This is a genomic window from Rhodococcus sp. PML026 (assembly GCF_000963615.1).
Classification (GTDB): domain Bacteria; phylum Actinomycetota; class Actinomycetes; order Mycobacteriales; family Mycobacteriaceae; genus Rhodococcoides; species Rhodococcoides fascians.
The window spans coordinates 179,489-199,637 of the sequence record NZ_KQ031370.1; the positions used below are offsets into that span (position 1 = coordinate 179,489).

Genomic DNA, 20,149 nt, shown 5'->3' on the forward strand with positions numbered 1-20,149 from the left:
GCGCACGTGGTGCACGCCTCGATGATTAGTAACCTTCCCTCCGGTAAGAGTAGAGTTGCTCGCGGAGTGGACGCCCATCCCGGTTGTCGTCCCTCGTAACCATCGAACGGAGTCGTCGTGTCTCGAGCTGCCCAGGTGCCCGGCACCGCCGTCGAAGACGTCTCGGTGCTGGGTGCGTTGCGCTCACCGAGGCGACTGAAGACCGAGGTTCTTGCCGGGCTGGTGGTGGCGCTGGCGTTGATCCCGGAAGCCATTTCGTTCTCGATCATCGCCGGTGTCGATCCGCGCGTCGGCCTGTTCGCGTCGTTCACGATGGCCGTCACCATCTCCATCGTCGGGGGTCGACCGGCGATGATCTCCGCGGCCACCGGAGCGATCGCCCTGGTGGTCGCCCCCTTGGCTCGCGAGTACGGCCTCGACTACCTCATTGCCGCGGTCATCCTCGGCGGAGTGCTGCAGATCGTGTTGAGCGTCCTCGGTGTCGCCAAGTTGATGCGATTCATCCCGCGCAGTGTCATGGTCGGATTCGTCAATGCGTTGGCGATCCTGATCTTCACCTCACAGGTGCCGTACCTGATCGGGGTGCCGTGGTTGGTCTACCCGATGGTCGCCGTCGGACTGCTCATCATGTTCTTCCTGCCGAAGCTCACCACTGTCGTGCCGGCACCTCTGATCGCCATCGTGATTCTCACCGCCGTCACGCTCGTCTTCGCGCTGGCCGTCCCGGACGTGGGCGACGAGGGTGAACTGCCGTCCTCGCTGCCGTCGTTCCTGATCCCGGACGTGCCGTTCACGTTCGACACCCTGTCGATCATCGCGCCGTTTGCTCTGGCCATTGCCCTGGTCGGTCTGCTCGAATCACTGATGACGGCCAAGCTCGTCGACGACATCACCGACTCGCACTCCAACAAGACTCGTGAGGGCTGGGGTCAGGGCGTGGCGAACCTGGTCACCGGATTCACCGGCGGTATGGGCGGCTGCGCGATGATCGGCCAGACCATGATCAACGTGAAGGTCTCCGGTGCCCGCACCCGTATCTCGACGTTCCTCGCCGGCACCTTCCTGCTGATCCTGGTGGTCGGTCTCGGCGACATCGTCGCGCTCATTCCGATGGCCGCATTGGTCGCCGTGATGATCATGGTGTCGGTCGGCACCTTCGACTGGCACAGCATTCACCCGAAGACGTTGCGGCGCATGCCCAAGAGCGAAACTCTCGTCATGGTGGCCACCGTCGCTGTCACTGTGGTCACCCACAACCTCGCGTACGGCGTCGTCGTCGGAGTGATCACCGCGATGGTCTTGTTCGCCAGGCGGGTTGCACACCTGACCGAGGTTGTCGACGTCGCGCATCCCGACGACGACACCCGCGTCTACGCCGTCAAGGGCGAGTTGTTCTTCGCGTCGAGCAACGATCTGATCTACCAGTTCGACTACGTCGGAGATCCGAAGAACGTCGTCATCGACATGTCCGAGTCGCACATCTGGGACGCGTCGACCGTTGCGACCCTGGACGCCATCACCACCAAGTACGCCGCCAAGGGCAAGACGGTGGAGATCGTCGGCCTGAACGCGCCGTCGACCGAGCGGCACGATCGTCTCAGTGGAAACCTGGGTGCCGAGCACTGACTAGGGTGGTTGGTCGGGCGAAGAGAGGCGGCACATGACAGACGACGGCGTACACATGCAGATCGGGCAGGTAGCTCAGCGAACCGAGCTGTCGATTCGCACAGTTCGTCACTACGACGATGTCGGTCTGGTCACGCCCTCTGCTCGGACCGTCGGCGGCTTCCGGCTCTACACCGAGTCCGACGTCGAACGACTGCTCGTGATTCGCCGGATGAAGCCACTCGACTTCACGTTGGCCGAAATGAAACAGCTACTGGAATCCCTCGACGTTCTCGGCGACGAGAACGCGACCGACGACGCGAGGTCGTCGGCCGCGGCCTTCGTTCGTGAGTGCCACACCAAGGCCGAGGAAAGCTGCCGCACGTTGCGGCGGCAGCTCGCCTACGCCGAGGAGCTGACCGAGGTGCTGTCGACTCGCGGCGCAGCGGCCCAAATCTGACCGGACCAGCTTTAGCCGTCCACGACCACCGGGACGATGAGGGGCTGGCGGCCCAGAGTCTGCTTGGCCCAGCGGGCCGATTCCTGCACGATGCGCTTCTCGATGTTCTCGCGGGAGGCAACCTTGACGTCGCTCTCGCGTGTGAGGGTCTTGCCGATCGCCTTGGCCAACGAGTCGAAAGCGTTTGCCTCATGGGCGAATCCGCGTCCGATGAAGTCGACGTCGTCGACCAGCAGCCCGGTGTCGGGATCGACGATGGCGATGACGGTCAGCACGCCCTCGTTCGCGAGGAGGCGACGCTCGGCCAGTGAATCCTCCGTCACGCCACCAACGGCACTGCCGTCGACGTAGATCAGTTCGATGGGGACGGAGCCGGTGATCTGCGCGACGCCGTCGTACAGGTCGATGACGCTTCCGTTCTCGGCGATGATCACGCGATCGCGAGGAACACCGGTCCTGATGGCGAGATCGGCATTGGCACGCAGGTGCCGCGATTCACCGTGTACGGGAAGCACATTGGCGGGTTCGAGGATGTTGTAGCAGTAGACGAGCTCGCCGGCGCTGGCGTGACCGGAGACGTGCACCTTCGCATTGCCCTTGTGCACCACGCGTGCACCCTTGTCGACGAGGCCGTTGATGACGCGGTAGATCGCGTTCTCGTTGCCGGGGATCAGGCTGCTCGCCATCAGCACGGTGTCGCCGTCGCCGACCTTGATCTGATGCTCGCCCGACGCCATCCGCGACAGCGCCGCGAGGGGCTCGCCCTGGGAGCCGGTGCAGATCAGCGTGATCTTGTTGGCCGGAAGCCGATTGAGCTTCGGGAGGTCCACGACGAGGCCGTCGGGAACGTCGAGGTAGCTCAGGTCGGTCGCGATCTTCATGTTGCGCACCATCGATCGGCCGACGAACGCAACCTTGCGGCCCTGCGCGTGTGCGGCGTCGAGTACCTGTTGAATGCGGTGCACGTGACTGGCGAAGCTCGAGACGATCACGCGTCCCGTCGTTTCGCGGAACACCTTCTCGATGGCCGGGACCAGGTCGCGTTCGGAGACCATGAACCCGGGCACTTCGGCGTTGGTGGAGTCGACGAGGAGTAGATCGAGCCCCTCCTCGCCGAGGCGTGCGAAGCTCCGGAGGTCGGTGATCCGACCGTCCAGCGGGAACTGGTCCATCTTGAAGTCACCGGTGTGCAGCACCAGCCCGGCGTCGGTACGAATGGCGATGGCCAGACCGTCGGGAATCGAGTGGTTGACGGCGATGAACTCGAGCTCGAACGGGCCTTCCTGCCGGGTTTGCCCCGCCTCGACCTCGATCAGCGTCGTCGAGACCTTGAACTCCTCGAACTTGGCAGCCAGGAAATGCAGCGTCAGCCGCGACGAGATGACGGGAATGTCGCCACGCTCGCGCAGCAGATACGGGACGCCGCCGATGTGGTCCTCGTGTCCGTGCGTCAGAACGATGGCGACGACGTCGTCGAGGCGATCCCGGATGCAACTCCAGTCGGGGAGGATGACGTCGACGCCGGGCTGATGCTCCTCGGGAAACAGCACGCCGCAGTCGACGATGAGCAGCTTTCCGTCGAATTCGAAGACGGTCATGTTCCGGCCGATCTCGCCGAGACCGCCCGTCGCGATCACGCGAAGGTGCCCTGCCGACAGCGCTGAGGAGGATCGCTTTCGAGGTGCGGCGGGGGATCTGCGTTGGCGTGGTGATCTAGACATGACCTCAACGCTACGGGGGACTGCCGACCTGGCTTCGACCCCGGTCCGAAGATCCACGCATTGCTCGCCGTCGAGGGTGGAATGCCGACCGTGTCATGGCCGTCCTCGAGCCATGGGACAGCTCGTCGTCCACGTCGATCTCGCGGCCGGCGCTCGTGTCGTCAGGGGGTGCAGAGTGAACGCGATGCAGCAACCAAGGCTGCAGCGTGCACGATGTCGCTGTCGTGGGCGGTGTTCGTGGCAACGACCGCTTGGACGAGGTCCGTGTAGCACGTCGGTGATCGAAGGGCTTGCGCGTTCGAGGCAAGCTGGGTGACCACCGCAGAAGTGAGTGCGGTGATGCGTTCCCGGATCGGCGCGAGGTCCGCGGGCGCATCGGGAGCGCCGGCCGGATCGGCGTGCCACTGGGCCAGGCGGAGCGATTGGATCGCCTTGCCCACCTCGATCTGGTCGCGAACCACAGTCCCTGCGCGTTCTGGTGCAAGTCCGAGCCCGATGGCAGCGTTCTGCGCCGCATCGATCACCTGGGCCTCGCGCTCGGGATCGCTGACGGGGCCGCCTGTCTTCCACTTCACCGCGGCCACGCTGTCTGCGGTGGCCAGACGGTCTGCAAGAACGTCGGTCAGAGATTGCAGATTCTCGGCAGGCGTCTCGGCCGCGCTCGTCGCCGCCGTCGGTAACAGGACCAGCGGTACGACCGCTGAGATTACGGCAATTCTGGCGATGCGACGCAGCCGCAATGCGTTTGCCGGTAAGGACACCTCAGGAGACATCTCACGCACCTTTCGTTCGACGGTTCGACGCCGATAGTGCCCGACGACGGTGAACAACAAGGGAACCGCCATTGCGGAATCACACGTCATCACTTTAATGTGATGACACGCAACATCGGATTGCGTCTTGTGCTGGAGGGTTCGTCGATATGCGTATTCACACCGTGGTGATCATCGGTAGCGGCTTCGGAGGTCAATGCGCCGCCAAAGCCCTGCTCGACCGCGGTATCGACGACCTCGTCATTCTCGAGCGAAGGCCCTTTCTCGGTGGAACCTGGAAGCAGAATCGCTACCCGGGCGCGGCAGTCGACGTGCAGAGTCCCCTGTACTCCATTGCCTCCGAGCCGTTCGAGTGGTCGCGCATGTTCGCCGAGCGGGAGGAACTCGAGCGCTACACCCAGCACGTGCTCGAGTCCAACGGGCTGCCGCAACGCACACATGCCGACACCGACGTTCAGAAGATCCAATGGGTCGGCGATCACTGGCTGATCACCACGTCGCACGGTGATTACGCAGCGAAGTTCGTCGTCAATGCATCCGGGCCGCTCAGCACCCCGGTGATCCCCCCGTTCTCAGGCCGAGAGAAGTTCCGCGGCAAGCAGTTCCACACCAACGACTGGGACACTTCCTACGATCACGCCGGAAAACGGGTAGCCATCGTCGGTAGCGGTGCCAGCGCCGCACAGGTGATCCCCGCGATCCAGCCCGACGTCGAGGCGTTGCACGTCTTCCAGCGCACACCACACTGGGTGATGCCGCGTCACGATCGCGAATTCACGCCGCTGCAACGAAAGTTGCTGCGATTCGAGCCCATTCGACGGCTGGTGCGAGCCGGCATCTACTGGAGTCTCGAGACCCGCATCATCGGGTTCAAGTACTCGCGGCGGATGCTGAAAGCCGTGGCCCAGCGGACTGCCCTGAAGCACATCGAGTCTCAGGTTCCGGACTCCCAGCTTCGGGCGAAAGTCACCCCCGACTACACCATCGGGTGCAAGCGCGTGCTGCTGTCCAACACGCTGTATCCCGCACTGGGAGAAGCGAACGTGACCCTGCACGACAAGAACGACGGCATCGCCGAGATCACCCAAACCGGGATCGTGACCACCTCGGGGGAACACGTCGACGTCGACCTGCTGGTGTGGTCGACCGGATACGACGCCACCGACGGGGTCATCTCGTATCCGGTGATCGGGCGGGACGGCCGGGCGCTGTCCGAGGTCTGGGATCCCTACCCCCGCGCTTACCTCGGCACCACGATTCCCGGTTTCCCCAACCTGTTCGTGGTCACCGGACCGAACACCGGAATCGGGCACACCTCCGCCATCTTCCTCATCGAGGCGCAGATGGAGTACATTGTGCGAGCCGTCGACGCAGTTCAGCACGCGGGTGCAACCGCCATCGAGGTCACTGCCGCCGCCGAGCAGGAGTACACCGACACGATTCACCGCGAGATGGACGGCACCGTCTGGAAGGACGGCGGCTGCCACAGCTGGTACCAGTCGAAATCCGGGCATGTCGTCGCCATGTTCCCCGGCTTCAGCTTCACGTCCCGACGGTGGGCCAAGCGTTTTCGGCCGGAAGCCCATCACATCCATCGGTCGTCCACCGACGTGACGACGAAGGACGAGGTATCGGCATGAAGAATCATTCGGGCCAGGTAGCGCTGATCACCGGGGCGGCAGGCGGTATCGGCTCTGCTGTGGCGGCAGCACTGCATCGGCGCGGTGCCTCGATCGTTCTGGTCGACATGGAGTCGACCGATCTCGAATCGGTTGCTGCAAAGCTGGGCAACCAGCGCGTAGCGATCGCCCATGCCGACGTCACCGTGCGAGAGCAACTCGACGCGGCGGTCGCCACCGCGATCCAGACGTTCGGCACGCTCGACATCGTGATGGCGAATGCGGGAATCTCCAGCGGTGCACAGGCATCGACGATCCGTTCCGTCGACGACGGTGTGTTCGAGACAGTCATCGGGGTCAATCTCGTCGGTGTGTGGAACACGGTGCGAGCGGCGCTGCCGCACATCGTCGAGTCCGGGGGCTACGTGCTGCTCACCTCCTCGACGTACGCCTACCTCAACGGTCTGGCGAACGCACCGTACGCGGCCTCGAAGGCGGCGGTGGAACAACTCGGTCGTGCTCTGCGTGCGGAACTCGCGGGCACGAAAGCGACAGCGGGAGTGCTGTATCCGGGGTGGGTGGCGACGCCGATCGCCGACGTTGCGTTCGGCGGCGACACCGTCGCTACGGCGATGACTGCCCGCGCCTTTCCCTCGCCACTGCTCCGCCCGATCACACCGGACAAGCTTGCCCGCGTGGCCGTACGAGGCATCGGACGCCGAGCCGCGCGCATCGCCGTTCCCGGTCGCTGGATCCCGATCTCGATATTGCGCGGCATCGTCAACCCGATCATGGACGCCGCGATGGAGCGGGATGCCGAATTGATCCGTCTGACTGCCGAACTGGATGCCCGGCGGTCATGAGCACCGTGTCCGAAGCGGCCGGCCGCGCCTACGGCGGTGAGAGCGCGGCCGACCGCGACGACCGCAGGCGGCGGCAGCTGCTGGATGCGGGACTGCGGGTGTTCGGCAGCGTCGGGTACCGCGCCGCGACCGTCCGTGGACTGTGCCGTGAGGCCAAGATCGCCGATCGCCACTTCTATCAGTATTTCGACAAGACCGAGGATCTTCTGCTCGCCGTCTATGCCGAATGCATTGCACGCCTGACCGATTCGGTGTCCGACGCAATTGTGCAGGTGAATCGGGACGGTGATCTGAGGGCTGTCACCGAGCAGTTGCTCGACCCGTTCTTCCGGGTCGTCGAGGACCCGCACCTGGCCCGCGTGGTGTGGATGGAGGTGCTCGGCGTCAGCCCTCGCGTGGAGCAGACGTATCTGACGGTGATGCAGCAATTCGGCACCCTGCTGCTCGGCTACCTCCGCACGTTCGCCGGCGAGGTGCCGTCGGGCCCGGAGCTCGACGTGGACCTGCTCGCCACCGCTGCCATCGGCGCAATCAGCCACACCGCCATGACCTGGTACCAGAGCGGCTACGCCGCAGAACGACGCATCGTCGTCGCCACGATCGCGACCATGCTCGCCAATATCGTCGCGCCGCTGCAGACGTAGAGTCCGATCACCAACGCGGGCAGGTGTTCTCGAAGCGCGGATCGATGCTCTGCATGTATCCGGTGTCGTCGCGGTCACGAATTCCGCAGTCGAGGTACTGCTGATGCAGCGCCGCGAGCGCGTCCTCGTCGATCTCGATGCCCAGACCGGGTCCGGTGGGAACGGCCACTGCGCCGTCGACGAAGTTCAACACCCCCGGCACGACGACATCCTCGTTCTTCCAGGGCCAATGCGTGTCGCAGGCATAGGTCAAGTTCGGTGTCGCCGCTGCGAGATGAACCATGGCGGCCAGACTGATTCCGAGGTGGCTGTTCGAGTGCATCGACAGCCCCATCTCGAACGTATCGCAGATTCCGGCGAGCAACCTCGATCGTTGGAGTCCGCCCCAGTAATGGTGGTCGGACAACACCACCTGCACCGAATCCTTCACCACGGCAGGCTTCAGGTGATCGAAGGCAACGACACACATGTTCGTCGCCAGCGGCATCTTGGCTTCGCGCGCGACCTCGGCCATCCCGTCGAGCCCGGGTGTGGGATCTTCGAGATATTCGACGATGCCGTCGAGTTCGGCGGCTACCCGGATGGATGTGTCGACAGTCCAGGCGGCGTTGGGATCCAACCGCAACGGTAGCTCCGGGAACGCCTGCCGGAGCGCCTTGATTCCGGCGATCTCCTCGTCGGGCGTAAAGACGCCGCCCTTGACCTTGATTGCCCCGAAGCCGTACTCGTCGATCATCTTTCGGGCCTGACGAACCAATCCGTCCGGATCGATCGCCTCGCCCCATTCGTCGGGCTCCTGGCCGGGATGAGCTGCCCACTTGTAGAACAGATACGCACTGAACGGAACGGAGTCCCGAACCTTGCCGCCGAGCAGGTCGGACACCGGTCGACCCAGGATCTTGCCCTGCACGTCCAGGCACGCGATCTCGAAGGGGGAGAACACCCGATCGGTGGTGCTGGCTGTGGTGATCATGCCTGCGACGCCGTCGCCGCCGGTGATCGACAGGGTTCCCAGGACGGCATCGATGGCATCTCGGATCTCGTTGAGCGCGAACACGTCCAGACCGGAGATGGCGGTGGAGGCCGCTTCCAGTCGAGCCAGATGAGCAGTGTCGGCGTACGTTTCACCGAGTCCGACGACACCGGCGTCGGTGTCCAGCTGAATGATCGCGCGGAGCGCATACGGCTGATGCACGCCGACGGTGTTGAGCAACGGAGGATCGACGAAGGCGATCGGTGTGATTCGAGCGCCGGTGATCAGTACCGGTTCTTGCATCAGTGCACCGCGAGCTCGTCTGCCAACACGGCCCGGCCGGCGGCAACGATTGCGGTGAGTTCCTCGAGGTGCAGTGCGCTGATGTCCACCAGGGGTGGGCGAACCGGCCCTGCTTCGATACCCTCCATCGTCACGCCGGCCTTGATGAGAGAGACGGCGTAGCCGGGAACCTTGTCGCGCAAGCGCACGAGCGGGTGGAAGAACTCGCGGAGCAGTGCGGCAGTGAGCTTTTCGTTTCCGCTGTCGAGAGAGCGGTAGAACGCCAGTGCCAGTTCGGGGGCGAACGCGAATGTCGCGGAGGAGTACAGCGTGACACCGATCGCTCGGTACGCCTGCTGGGAGACCTCGGCGGTGGGTAGTCCGTTGAAGAACTGGAAGGGCTTGCCCGACGGCTCCAGTGCGTCCAGTACCGCGCGGACGATGCGGCCGACCTGATCGAGATCGCCGGTGCCATCCTTGAATCCGACGACGGTGGGAAGCTGTGCAACCTCGACGGCGGACTCCTCGGTGAAGCGAGCGTTGCCGCGGTTGTAGACGATCAGCGGCAGGTCCGATGCGGCGGCAACGGCCTTGGTGTAATTGACGAGACCGGCTTGCGGCATCGTCACCAGGTACGGCGGCAGCAACAGAATGCCGTCGGCTCCGTTGGTCTTCGCCGCGTGTGCGAATGCCTTTGCCTGCGCGACGGATCCGCCTGCACCGGCGTAGACAGGAACGCGGCCTGCGACGCTGTCGACTGCGGTACGGACGATCTTGCCGAACTCCTCGAGTTCGAGGGCGTGGAATTCGCCGGTGCCGCAGGCAATGAACACTCCACCGGGTCCCGCGTCGACACCCTTCGTGATGTGAGCGGCCAGGAGGTCGTAATCGACCTCACCGGATGCGGTGAACGGGGTGACGGGGAAGAACAGAACTCCGTCGAGCATGGGGGTCTCCTCGAGAACTAGGTTGGGTGTGTCAGTCTTGGGTGAGCTGGCCGTCGATGCGGCGGAAGATGCCGTCCGGATTTCCGTCTGCGATGGCGTTGGGTAACAACGATTTCGGTACGTCCTGGTACGCGACCGGGCGCAGGAAGCGTTCGATCGCGAGCGATCCGACCGACGTGGTGCGGGAGTCCGAGGTCGCGGGGAACGGCCCGCCGTGCACCATGGCATGGCCGACCTCGACTCCGGTGGGCCATCCGTCGAACAGGATCCGGCCGGCCTTGAGTTCGAGCACCGAGAGCAGCTTTCCGGCCTCGGAATGATCGGATTCGTCGGCATGAATGGTGGCGGTGAGCTGACCTTCGAGCTGTGACGCCACCCGCCGAACCTGCTGGGCATCTGCACAGCGCACGACGAGGCTCGACGCGCCGAACACCTCGGCCTGCGCTGCCTCCGAGGTGAGGAACGTGGCCGCATCGGTGTCGAACAGCGCTGCGCGGCAGGCATTCGGGGCGTCGGTGTCGGATCCCCGCGCTACCACCGTCACCGCGTCGGACAGTGTTCGCACACCCTCGGCGTAGCTCGAGGCGATGTTCGGCGTCAGCATCGTCGAGGGAGCGGATTCTTGCACTGCGGCGGCAGCGGCGTCGATGAACGACTGCAAGCCCGGGCCGTCGACGGCGATGACCAGACCGGGATTGGTGCAGAACTGGCCCGAGCCCATCGTCAGCGATGCGACGAACGCGCGGCCCAATTCGGCTCCACGGGTGGCGAGTGCACCGTCCATGACGAACACCGGATTGATGGAACTCATCTCGGCGTACACCGGGATGGGCTCACGACGACCCGCCGCAGCAGCAACGAGAGCTGTTCCACCCGAACGCGATCCGGTGAATCCGACGGCCTTGATGCGAGGGTCGGTCACCAGAGCGGTGCCGAGTCCGCGGCCGGAGCCGAAGAGCAACGAGAATGTGCCGGAGGGCATTCCGGTGGAGATAACCGCGTCGGTGATGGCGCGGGCGACCAGCTCGGACGTTCCTGGATGGGCGTCGTGTGCTTTGACCACTACGGGGCATCCGGCCGCGAGGGCAGAGGCGGTGTCGCCACCGGCGACGGAGAAGGCGAGGGGGAAGTTGCTGGCACCGAACACAGCAACCGGCCCGAGGGGGATCTGACGCTGACGGATGTCTGCACGCGGCAGCGGGCTGCGCTCGGGCTGGGCGGGGTCTATGCGGGCTCCGTTCCAACTGCCCTCGCGCAGAACCGAAGCGAACAGACGGAGTTGACCGGTGGTGCGGCCGACCTCGCCGGTGATGCGTGCCAGCGGCAGACCGGACTCGGCGACCGTCCGCTCGATGAGCGTGTCGCCCAGGGCCGCGATGTTGTCGGCGATGGTCTCGAGAAACCGTGCGCGAGTGTCCGACGAGGTAGCGCGGTAGTCGGCGAAGGCGTCGGCCGCTGCGGCACAGGCGCGCTCGACATCCGAGTCGTCGCCGTGGCCGTAGGCGGGTTCGAGATTCTCTCCGGTACCGGGATCGATTCCGTGAATCTGCGTCCCGGCACCGAAAACCGGAACGCCGGCGATGATCATCCGACCGGTGAGGTCGGTGGACTGTGTCGTCGACGCTGTCATGGGGTGACTCCTAAGGCAGTGGTGCGGTACGTGCAGTGACGCCGAGGCCGTGACCTGGCTCATAACTCACCACCGTAGGAGCCGGATCGATACATGTCCAAGTCTAAAAATGTTGTGTTTGATGCAGTCTCGGTATCGCCTGGCTGACCGTCTACTCGAGCGTGGATGCCGATCCTCGATACCTCGACTGCATCAGTCGATGCGCAGATGGTGTTGGACGGGAATCGATAGCTGGCCCTACTGTCGTCTGTGAGCCGAGTCACCAGAGGTATGCGAGAAAGGTCGGGCATGGTCGTCCACACCAGCACCCCCGTCGTCACCGAAATGCGTGTCATTCCCATTGCCGGTCACGACGACATGTTGCTGAACCTCAGCGGCGCGCACGCGCCGTATTTCACCCGCAATCTGGTGGTGCTCACCGACTCGGACGGGCGCACCGGCGTCGGCGAAGTGCCGGGCGGGGAGCCGATTCGGCAGACGCTCGAAGACGCGCGGGTGCTGGTCGAGGGGCAGAACATCGGCCGGTACAACGCGGTGCTGGCCGCCATGCGTCGCGCGTTCGCAGATCGTGATGCCGGTGGCCGCGGCGCGCAGACGTTCGATCTGCGGATCGCCATTCATGCGGTGACCGCGGTGGAATCGGCATTGTTGGATCTGCTCGGTCAGCATCTCGGCGTCAGCGTCGCGGCGTTGTTGGGCGAGGGGCAGCAGCGCGAGAAGGTGCAGGCGCTGGGCTACCTGTTCTTCGTCGCCGATCGCAACAAGACGGATCTCGCGTATCGGAGCAGCGCCGACGAGGCGGCCGGAGCCGACGACTGGCTGCGGATCAGGCACGAGGAGGCGATGGATCCGGAGTCGATCGTGCGCCTCGCCGAGGCTGCGCAGGCACGCTACGGGTTCCAGGATTTCAAGCTCAAGGGTGGTGCACTGCCGGCAGCCGAGGAGGCCGCCGCTGTTCGTGCTCTGGCCGAGCGCTTTCCCGAGGCTCGAATCACGTTGGATCCCAACGGCGGCTGGCTGCTGAAGGATGCGATCGAGACCTGCCGAGGGCTGCGTGACGTGCTGGCGTATGCCGAGGATCCCGTCGGCCCCGAGGGTGGTTTCTCGGGCCGCGAGGTGATGACGGAGTTCAAGCGGGCCACCGGGTTACAGACCGCGACCAACATGATCGCGACGGACTGGCGCGAGATGGGCCACACCGTCCGGTCCGGTGCCGTGGACATCCCGCTGGCCGATCCGCACTTCTGGACGATGGCCGGGTCGGTGCGTGTCGCGCAGCTCTGCGACGCGTGGGGCCTGACGTGGGGATCGCACTCCAACAACCACTTCGACGTCTCCCTGGCGATGTTCACGCATGTCGCTGCTGCAGCTCCCGGGAACATCACCGCCATCGACACCCACTGGATCTGGCAGGACGGGCAGCGAGTGACCAAGGAGCCGTTCACGATCGAGGATGGCTACCTCACGGTGCCCGACAAGCCGGGTCTGGGTGTCGAACTCGACTTCGAGCAGATCGATGCGGCGCACGAGCTGTACCAGAAGGAAGGACTGGGGGCCCGAGACGACGCCATCGGCATGCAGTACCTGATCGAGGGCTGGACATTCGACAGCAAGCGCCCGGCCCTCGTTCGATGAGTTCTGGTGCGTCGAGTTCTGTTGGGTCGATGAAGATCGTCGTCGGTGACCGCAACGTCGTGCCGCATCGCGAGCAGTTCGAGGCGGGTTTGCCGGCGAACGCCGAGGTGGTGTGGAGCGTTCCCTTCGACGAGCAGGACGTGATCGCGCATCTGCACGACGCCGACGTCTATGTCGGCGGCAAGTTCAGTGCGGCCATGGGCGCGGCTGCCCCGAGGCTGCGGATGGTTCACGTTGCCGGTGCCGGTACCGACAACGTGGATCGATCCGGAATGCGGCCCGATGTGCAGGTGTGCAACACCTTTCACCACGAGCAGTCGATTGCCGAATACGTCGTCGCGGCAACGGTGATGTTGCGACGAAAGTTCCTGGAGCAAGACCGCGCCCTCCGCTCGGGATTGTTTGCCACATCCGTGTACGACCCGACCATCCCACAGCCGTTGTCGCTGAGCGGTGCGCGGATCGGGTTCGTCGGGTTCGGACACATCGGCCGGCAGACCTGGCAGCTGTTTCGGGCATACGGGGCAACCGGTGCTGCCGTCACCGGAGGCGGACAGGACCTGGGCGATGGCCTCGAATGGGTCTCGGATACCAAGGATTTGGGAAAGCTTGCAGACTTCGCCGATGTACTCGTGGTTTCCGCACCACTGAACGAGCACACCCGCGGCATGATCGGTGCCGAGGAACTGCGCAGGCTGGGAAGCGGAGGGATGGTCGTCAACGTCGGTCGAGGCCCGCTGATTCAGGAAAAACCATTGTTCGACGCCCTGTCTCGCAACGAGATTGCCGCGGCTGCCATCGATGTCTGGTACAGCTACCCGGGGCCGGACGGGCGTGGTGAGCCCAGTTCCCTGCCGTTCCGCGAGCTGGAGAACGTGCTGATGACGCCGCACTCGTCGGGCGTCACGCATCACACGTTCGTCGGCCGGGTCGCCGACATCGCGTCGAACATCAATGCACTTGCCGTATCGATGGCCCGCTGAATTGTGTTGGACGCGTATAGAAACCCGAATTAGGCTGTGAGGCAACACCCTTCGCAATCACAGGAGATGTGAGATGACAACGTACATCGACAAGCCCTCGAGCGGTCTCACCGCGCCCGATGCGGCGATTCGGGCCCTCGCATCCGGTGACGCGTCCGTCGACAGCATCTCCGAGGTGACGCTGTCCTCGATCGTGCTGCCGCTGCGCAATCCGATCAGCGACGCCAAGGTTCTCACCGGTCGACAGAAGGCGATGACCGAGGTGGTGTTTCTGTTCGTCGAGATCCGTACCGAACAGGGCCATGAGGGGATCGGTTTCAGCTACTCGAAGCGGGCGGGTGGGCCTGCCCAGTTCGCGCACGCCCAGGAGATCGCGCCGGTGCTCATCGGTGAGGACCCGAACGATATCGGCAAGGTCTGGACCACGTTGGTGTGGGCCGGAGCTTCGGTCGGCCGCAGTGGCGTTGCGACACAGGCCATCGCTGCGATCGATATTGCCCTGTGGGATCTCAAAGCCAAGCGCGCCGGGTTACCGCTGGCGAAGCTGATCGGCGCGTCCCGCGATTCGGTGCAGACGTACAACACCTCCGGTGGATTTCTGCACACTCCGATCGAGGAGGTCATGGACAACGCGGCCGGGTCGCTCGCGAACGGAATCGGCGGTATCAAACTGAAGGTGGGCCAACCTGATTGGCGCACCGACATCGCCCGCGTCACCGCGGTACGCGAGTTCCTCGGTGACGACGTCCCGCTGATGGTCGACGCGAATCAACAGTGGGATCGTCCGACGGCGAACCGCATGTGCCGCATCCTCGAGCAGTTCGACCTCGTCTGGATCGAAGAACCGCTCGATGCCTACGACGCCGAGGGTCATGCGATGCTGGCGAGAAATTTCGACACCTCCATCGCGACGGGGGAGATGCTGGCCAGCGTCGGCGAGCATGTCCGTCTCCTCGAGGCCGGCGCGGTCGACATCCTGCAGCCCGACGCACCCCGCATCGGCGGCATCACCCAGTTCCTGAAATTGGCCGGGCTGGCCGAACATCACAACGTGCAGCTCGCCCCGCACTTTGCGATGGAGATTCATCTGCACCTCGCAGCGGTGTACCCACTGCAGACATGGGTGGAGCACTTCGACTGGTTGGACCCATTGTTCGACGAGCACCTCGAGACGCGGGATGGCCGGATGCACCTGTCCGCTCGCCCGGGGCTGGGATTCACATTGAGCGAGCAGGGCCGGGCCTGGACGGTGGCGAAGGCAGTGGTGCGCTGACGTGGAGCCCTGACGTGGAGCGCTGACGTGCGCGGAAACTCGACCCCTGCTACGAAGTTCCGCGCACGTGCCGCGAAGCGGCTCGTCCCACCGGTACTGTCTGCCGGGTGACAGACGCTCACCAGGCATCACGACGGTTCGCGCTCTTCAGGCCGACGCCGGTCAGAGTGATGGCAACGGGTTTCGCGGTGGCCATACTCCTCGGTGCGGGCATCCTGATGGTTCCGGCGGCCACCGTGCCTGGAAACGACACCGGGATTCTGCAGGCGCTGTTCACGTCCACCTCGGCGGTGAGCCTGACGGGTCTGATCGTGGTGGACACCCCGGTGTACTGGTCGGGTCTCGGCCAGGGCGTCATTCTCGGCCTGATTCAGATCGGCGGGTTCGGGATCATGACGATCGCGTCCTTGGTCGGGTTGCTCCTGGCGGATCGGATCGGTCTTCGGGCAGGTTGAATGCGGCAGCCGAGGTACGCACATCCGGGCTGGGCGACGTTCGAAGCGTCGTCGTGGGTGTGTTTCGTACCAGTCTGATCATCGAGGGCGTCGTCGCGCTCTGTCTGGCGGCGCGCTTCTTCTTCGGATACGACGAGCCCCTCGGCCGCGCGATCTGGCTGGGGATCTTCCATTCCGTGTCGGCGTTCAACAACGCAGGATTCGCGCTCTTCAGCGACAACATGATCGGGTTCGCCACCGACCCGTGGATCTGTGTGCCGTTGTTGATCGCGGTCGTGCTGGGCGGCATCGGGTTTCCGGTTCTGTTCGAGATCGCCCGTCGTATCCGATCGCGTGCCCGCGGCGTTCGTTCTCGCAAGCGCTGGACCTTGCACACCCGGATGACGTTGTCCGTCACCGCCGTTCTGTTGGTTCTCGGTCCGACGGTGGTGTTGCTTTTCGAGTGGTCGAGAACCCTGGGCGGATTCGGCTTCTGGGACAAGATGCTCGTTGCGACGTTCCAGGGCGTCATGCCCCGAACCGCAGGATTCAACAGCGTCGATTACGCGGATGTGGACAACGCGACCCTCTTGATCACCGATGTCCTGATGTTCATCGGTGGTGGCAGCGGCGGTACGGCAGGCGGCATCAAGGTCACCACATTTGCCTTGCTGCTGTTCGTCATCGTGGCCGAAATCCGCGGTGACCGCGAGGTGACGGTGTTCGACCGTCGAATAGATCCTCGGGTGCAACGTCAGGCATTGACCGTCGCGTTGATCGGGGTGGCCCTCATCATGCTGCCGGTGGTGGCGCTGTTGGCCGGTACGAACTTCGACCTCGACGTGCTTCTCTTCGAGGTCGTCTCGGCATTCGCGACGGTGGGCCTGTCCACCGGAATCACCGCACAGTTGCCCGGCTGGGGCCAGATGATTCTGATCGTCCTGATGTATCTGGGCCGCATCGGTTCCATCACTCTGGTCAGTGCTCTCGCCGCCCGCGACCGCGGTCGGCGCTACATGCTTCCCACGGAAAGGCCGTTCATTGGCTAGGAAACCGTCCTCCGACGTCGTCGTCGTTCTCGGTCTCGGCCGCTTCGGTAAGTCGCTGGCGCTGGAACTGATGAGCCAGGGAGTCGAGGTGCTCGGCGTCGACAGCGACGAGGCCGTAGTGCAACGCGTGGCAGACCGTTTGACGCATGCTGTGGTGGCCGATACCACCGACGAGGAGTCGTTGCGACAACTTTCGGTACACGAGTACGACCGCGCCGTCGTGGGCATCGGTTCCAATCTCGAAGCGAGCCTGCTCACCGCATCGGCTCTGGTGAATCTGTCGATGTCGACCATCTGGGCCAAGGCTCTGAGCAACGCGCACGCCAAGATTCTCAGCCAGATCGGCGTCCACCACGTTGTCAGGCCCGAGCACGACATGGGTAAGCGAGTAGCTCACCTGGTACGTGGTCGGATGATGGACTACATCGAGTTCGACGACGGCTTTGCCATGGCGAAGACGTCGCCCCCGGCCTCGCTGCTAGGAAAAACTCTGGGCGAGAGTGGAATTCGCACCAAGCACGGAGTAACCGTCGTTGCAGTCAAGCGTCCGGGTGAAGGGTTCACCTACGCCACGGCAGACACGGTGATCGGCGCAGGCGATACCGTCATCGTCTCCGGCCAGGTTCGAGACACCGAAAAATTCAGCGAGTCGACATGAGCGCCTCCAAGGTCGCGCGAGCACCCTTCTCCTGAAGTGACGCCAACTGTTTCGTGTACTCGGCGACGAAACGGTCGTTGTCGATCAGATCGCCGAACACTGCGCGATTGGCGATGAAGGCCGTCGGATTCTCGTGCTGACTCCGCGCGATCGGAACGAGTGAATCCTTCAGTTGATCGACGATGTCGATGGGCTCACCGGCCTCGTCGACTGCCTCGGCGTAGCGTGCCCAACTGGCAACGACCGCGGTGGAGCGAGTGATCTCACCGCCGCTCTCGAGATTCTTGCGGATGACGGGCAAGAGCCACTTGGGAATTCGATCCGAGGACTCGGCGCACAGGCGTGCGACGGTGTCGCGGATTTCCGGGTTGGAGAACCGTTCGATGAGCGTGTGCTTGTATTCGGCGAGGTCGATGCCGGGAACGGGTTGCAACGTGGGCGTTGCTTCCTCGTCCATGTACGCGAGCAGGAACGCGGCGAACTGCGGGTCCTGACAGACTTCGTGCACCAGTCGAAAACCGCTGAGGTAGCCGAAGTATGCGAGCGCCTGATGGCTGGCGTTGAGCAGCCGTAGCTTCATCAGCTCGTACGGCGTGACGTCGTCGACGACCTGAACTCCGACGTCCTCGAGAGGCGGGCGACCCAGCGTGAAGTTGTCCTCGAGCACCCACTGTGTGAACGGCTCACCGGCTACGGGCCACTGATCGTCGATGGCGTAGCGGGCCGAGAGTTCCTCGATCACTTCCGGTGTCGTGACCGGAGTGATGCGGTCGACCATGGAGTTGGGGAACGCCCCTTCTGCGGCGATCCACTCTGCGAGAGCAGGATCCTTCAGTCGGGCGAAGGTGGTGAACGTCGATTGTGCGATGTGGCCGTTGCCTTCGATGTTGTCGCACGACATGATCGTGAACGGCTTCAGTCCGCGTTCCTTGCGCCGTGACAATGCCTCAACGACGAGCCCGAATGTGGTTGCCGGAACGGCCCCGTCCTCGAGATCGGCGACGATGGCGGGGTTCTCGACGTCGAACTCACCCGTCGTCGCGGAGAAGTTGTAGCCCCCCTCGGTGATCGTGAGGGAGACGATCCTCGTGGTCTCCGCGGCCATCTTCTCGACGACGGCCTCTGCGTCGTCGGGCGCGAAGAGATATTCGACGATGGATCCGATGACGCGGGTGTCCCAGGTGCCGTCGGAATGCTTGAGCGCCAACGTGTACAGGCAGTTCTGCGCCTCCATCACGTCCTTCATCCGGCGGTCTCCGGGAAGTACGCCCACTCCACAGATGCCCCACTCGGACCCTTGCCCCTGTTGCAACAACCGGTCGATGTACATCGCCTGATGTGCTCGATGGAAGCCGCCGACACCGAAATGCACGATGCCCACGGTGACGTCGGAACGGTCGTAGGTGGGAACGGCCACGTCCTCGATGAAGTCGTCGAGATTGCGCGAGTTCAACTTCATGCGTTCGTCTCCTTCGATGGGCTCTGGGAAAGACCGGGAATCACAACGGCTTTGATGCTGCCGGGTTGCTTGTCTGCATTCAAGGCATCCTCGACGCGATCGAGGCCGAAACGCGCGGTGACCATAGCATCGAGGTCGACGCGACCGGCCAGGACGAGCTCGCGCGCGATCGGCCACGTGTTGGCGTACCGAAAGACGCCGGTGAGAACCAGTTCTCGGTTCTGAATCAGTGAGATGGGGAGCGGGTAATCCGAACCGCCCATGCCCACCAGTACGACGGTACCCGCCGGCCGCACAGCATGAATACCGTCGACGACGGCTCGAGCTGCACCCGATGCGTCGATGAACGCGTCCACTTCCAGCGCACGCACGTCCTCCACTGCTGGATCGAGCACCCGCGTCGCACCGAGTTTCGCGGCATTGTCACGTCGCGGTGCGTCGATGTCACTGACGATCACCTCGGTGGCACCGAAAGCACGGGCCACCTGGGCGGTGACGATGCCGACCGGACCTGCGCCGGCGATGAGCACGCTGGATCCGGCGGTGATCCCGGCCTTCTGCGCCGACGCGATACCGACCGACAGCGGCTCGAACAGTGCTGCGGCCTCGTCGGAGATCGAGTCGGGGACGTCGTGGGCGAACACCGACTGGATCAGCACGTACTCTGCCAGCGCGCCATCGATCGGCGGCGTGGCGAAGAATTCCATGGCCGGGCACAGGTTGTAACGGCCGGCGCGCGACTGGGCGCTGGTGGGATCGGGACGCTGCGGTTCGATGGACACCCGCTGCCCGACGCGGGCGTCGGACACATCGGAGCCGACCGCGACGATCACACCGGCCGCCTCGTGACCGAGGACCAGCGGGCCGTCGACCACGTACTCGCCGATGCGTCCCTCCCGGTAGTAATGCGCATCGGACCCGCACACGCCGACGGCGGTGACCTGGACCAGCACCTCGTCGTGGGCGGGGGTCGGCACCGGCCGATCTTCCATTCGTATCTCTTGCACGCCGGTGAGCACGCTGGCCTGCATGGACTGTGGCACGGGCCGCTGGATGCGAGGGGGTGTTGTGTAGATCACACCTTAATGTTAGCTTAGTGAGCAGATGAACACGAGCTGAGCATTTGCTCACTGGTCAGGGA

The 20,149-nt window shown here is 64.2% G+C and carries 16 protein-coding genes and 1 pseudogene; 10 read left to right on the top strand and 7 right to left on the bottom strand.

Features of this window, described 5'->3' with window-relative positions:
* The first annotated feature begins 117 nt into the window (after positions 1-117).
* Both VF34_RS05405 and VF34_RS05410 read left to right on the top strand, forming a co-directional pair.
* Positions 118-1,626 carry a SulP family inorganic anion transporter gene (locus tag VF34_RS05405; RefSeq protein WP_027495310.1) on the top strand — a complete coding sequence of 503 codons (1,509 nt, stop codon included), beginning with the start codon at positions 118-120 and terminating at the stop codon, positions 1,624-1,626.
* 34 nt (positions 1,627-1,660) lie between these two features.
* The gene (locus tag VF34_RS05410) at positions 1,661-2,065 is read left to right on the top strand and encodes a MerR family transcriptional regulator (RefSeq protein ID WP_045841015.1); all 405 of its coding nucleotides are present in this window, start codon (positions 1,661-1,663) and stop codon (positions 2,063-2,065) included.
* Between the two features lie 11 nt (positions 2,066-2,076).
* Here the strand turns inward: VF34_RS05410 and VF34_RS05415 are convergent, their stop codons facing one another.
* Complete coding sequence (locus VF34_RS05415; protein ID WP_045841016.1) at positions 2,077-3,786, bottom strand: ribonuclease J; 1,710 nt, start codon at positions 3,784-3,786, stop codon at positions 2,077-2,079.
* A gap of 161 nt (positions 3,787-3,947) precedes the next feature.
* Entirely contained in the window at positions 3,948-4,649 is a 702-nt protein-coding gene (aroQ, locus tag VF34_RS05420) for a gamma subclass chorismate mutase AroQ (RefSeq protein WP_051364978.1), read from the bottom strand.
* 59 nt (positions 4,650-4,708) lie between these two features.
* Between aroQ and VF34_RS05425 the strand changes: the two genes are divergently transcribed.
* Genes VF34_RS05425 through VF34_RS05435 form a run of 3 tightly spaced genes read left to right on the top strand, consistent with a single transcriptional unit; the run spans position 4,709 to position 7,685 of the window.
* On the top strand, positions 4,709-6,199 hold the full coding sequence (locus tag VF34_RS05425) for a flavin-containing monooxygenase (protein ID WP_045841017.1): 1,491 nt from the start codon (positions 4,709-4,711) through the stop codon (positions 6,197-6,199).
* Positions 6,196-7,041 (top strand): SDR family NAD(P)-dependent oxidoreductase, encoded by an 846-nt coding sequence (locus VF34_RS05430; RefSeq protein ID WP_032374776.1) that lies wholly within the window; start codon positions 6,196-6,198, stop codon positions 7,039-7,041. The genes VF34_RS05425 and VF34_RS05430 overlap by 4 nt, the downstream gene beginning before the upstream one ends.
* Entirely contained in the window at positions 7,038-7,685 is a 648-nt protein-coding gene (locus tag VF34_RS05435; RefSeq protein ID WP_032374777.1) for a TetR/AcrR family transcriptional regulator, read from the top strand. The genes VF34_RS05430 and VF34_RS05435 overlap by 4 nt, the downstream gene beginning before the upstream one ends.
* Positions 7,686-7,692: 7 nt before the next feature.
* Here the strand turns inward: VF34_RS05435 and VF34_RS05440 are convergent, their stop codons facing one another.
* Genes VF34_RS05440 through VF34_RS05450 form a run of 3 tightly spaced genes read right to left on the bottom strand, consistent with a single transcriptional unit; the run spans position 7,693 to position 11,517 of the window.
* Complete coding sequence (locus VF34_RS05440; protein WP_045841018.1) at positions 7,693-8,961, bottom strand: glucarate dehydratase family protein; 1,269 nt, start codon at positions 8,959-8,961, stop codon at positions 7,693-7,695.
* Positions 8,961-9,887 (bottom strand): 5-dehydro-4-deoxyglucarate dehydratase, encoded by a 927-nt coding sequence (locus VF34_RS05445; protein WP_045841019.1) that lies wholly within the window; start codon positions 9,885-9,887, stop codon positions 8,961-8,963. The genes VF34_RS05440 and VF34_RS05445 overlap by 1 nt, the downstream gene beginning before the upstream one ends.
* 31 nt (positions 9,888-9,918) lie before the next feature.
* Complete coding sequence (locus VF34_RS05450) at positions 9,919-11,517, bottom strand: aldehyde dehydrogenase (NADP(+)) (RefSeq protein ID WP_032374780.1); 1,599 nt, start codon at positions 11,515-11,517, stop codon at positions 9,919-9,921.
* 288 nt (positions 11,518-11,805) lie between these two features.
* On the opposite strand from VF34_RS05450, the gene VF34_RS05455 reads away from it, so the two are divergent.
* From VF34_RS05455 to VF34_RS05475, 5 genes and pseudogenes are all read left to right on the top strand, one after another.
* Positions 11,806-13,152 (top strand): enolase C-terminal domain-like protein, encoded by a 1,347-nt coding sequence (locus VF34_RS05455; RefSeq protein ID WP_032383321.1) that lies wholly within the window; start codon positions 11,806-11,808, stop codon positions 13,150-13,152.
* Positions 13,153-13,181: 29 nt separating this feature from the next.
* The gene (locus VF34_RS05460) at positions 13,182-14,135 is read left to right on the top strand and encodes a 2-hydroxyacid dehydrogenase (RefSeq protein ID WP_045841020.1); all 954 of its coding nucleotides are present in this window, start codon (positions 13,182-13,184) and stop codon (positions 14,133-14,135) included.
* A 73-nt stretch (positions 14,136-14,208) separates the two neighbouring features.
* The gene (locus tag VF34_RS05465; protein WP_045841021.1) at positions 14,209-15,408 is read left to right on the top strand and encodes an L-talarate/galactarate dehydratase; all 1,200 of its coding nucleotides are present in this window, start codon (positions 14,209-14,211) and stop codon (positions 15,406-15,408) included.
* A 170-nt stretch (positions 15,409-15,578) separates the two neighbouring features.
* Positions 15,579-16,891: pseudogene (locus tag VF34_RS05470) on the top strand (TrkH family potassium uptake protein).
* The gene (locus tag VF34_RS05475; RefSeq protein WP_027495332.1) at positions 16,884-17,549 is read left to right on the top strand and encodes a potassium channel family protein; all 666 of its coding nucleotides are present in this window, start codon (positions 16,884-16,886) and stop codon (positions 17,547-17,549) included. The pseudogene VF34_RS05470 and the gene VF34_RS05475 overlap by 8 nt, the downstream one beginning before the upstream one ends.
* On the opposite strand, the gene VF34_RS05480 is transcribed toward VF34_RS05475, so the two are convergent.
* Positions 17,533-19,008 (bottom strand): mannitol dehydrogenase family protein, encoded by a 1,476-nt coding sequence (locus VF34_RS05480; RefSeq protein WP_045841022.1) that lies wholly within the window; start codon positions 19,006-19,008, stop codon positions 17,533-17,535. The genes VF34_RS05475 and VF34_RS05480 overlap by 17 nt on opposite strands.
* The gene (locus tag VF34_RS05485) at positions 19,005-20,039 is read right to left on the bottom strand and encodes an NAD(P)-dependent alcohol dehydrogenase (protein ID WP_045841023.1); all 1,035 of its coding nucleotides are present in this window, start codon (positions 20,037-20,039) and stop codon (positions 19,005-19,007) included. Before VF34_RS05485 ends, VF34_RS05480 begins: the two co-directional genes overlap by 4 nt.
* Positions 20,040-20,149 lie beyond the last annotated feature (110 nt).

Coding starts and splice junctions, on each gene's coding strand:
- VF34_RS05425 (WP_045841017.1), top strand. CDS start 4,709: ATGCGTATTCACACCGTGGTGATCATCGGTAGCGGCTTCGGAGGTCAA.
- VF34_RS05410 (WP_045841015.1), top strand. CDS start 1,661: ATGACAGACGACGGCGTACACATGCAGATCGGGCAGGTAGCTCAGCGA.
- VF34_RS05430 (WP_032374776.1), top strand. CDS start 6,196: ATGAAGAATCATTCGGGCCAGGTAGCGCTGATCACCGGGGCGGCAGGC.
- VF34_RS05415 (WP_045841016.1), bottom strand. CDS start 3,786: ATGTCTAGATCACCACGCCAACGCAGATCCCCCGCCGCACCTCGAAAG.
- VF34_RS05480 (WP_045841022.1), bottom strand. CDS start 19,008: ATGAAGTTGAACTCGCGCAATCTCGACGACTTCATCGAGGACGTGGCC.
- VF34_RS05455 (WP_032383321.1), top strand. CDS start 11,806: ATGGTCGTCCACACCAGCACCCCCGTCGTCACCGAAATGCGTGTCATT.
- VF34_RS05465 (WP_045841021.1), top strand. CDS start 14,209: ATGACAACGTACATCGACAAGCCCTCGAGCGGTCTCACCGCGCCCGAT.
- VF34_RS05485 (WP_045841023.1), bottom strand. CDS start 20,039: ATGCAGGCCAGCGTGCTCACCGGCGTGCAAGAGATACGAATGGAAGAT.
- VF34_RS05435 (WP_032374777.1), top strand. CDS start 7,038: ATGAGCACCGTGTCCGAAGCGGCCGGCCGCGCCTACGGCGGTGAGAGC.
- VF34_RS05460 (WP_045841020.1), top strand. CDS start 13,182: ATGAAGATCGTCGTCGGTGACCGCAACGTCGTGCCGCATCGCGAGCAG.
- VF34_RS05440 (WP_045841018.1), bottom strand. CDS start 8,961: ATGCAAGAACCGGTACTGATCACCGGCGCTCGAATCACACCGATCGCC.
- VF34_RS05450 (WP_032374780.1), bottom strand. CDS start 11,517: ATGACAGCGTCGACGACACAGTCCACCGACCTCACCGGTCGGATGATC.
- aroQ (WP_051364978.1), bottom strand. CDS start 4,649: ATGACGTGTGATTCCGCAATGGCGGTTCCCTTGTTGTTCACCGTCGTC.
- VF34_RS05445 (WP_045841019.1), bottom strand. CDS start 9,887: ATGCTCGACGGAGTTCTGTTCTTCCCCGTCACCCCGTTCACCGCATCC.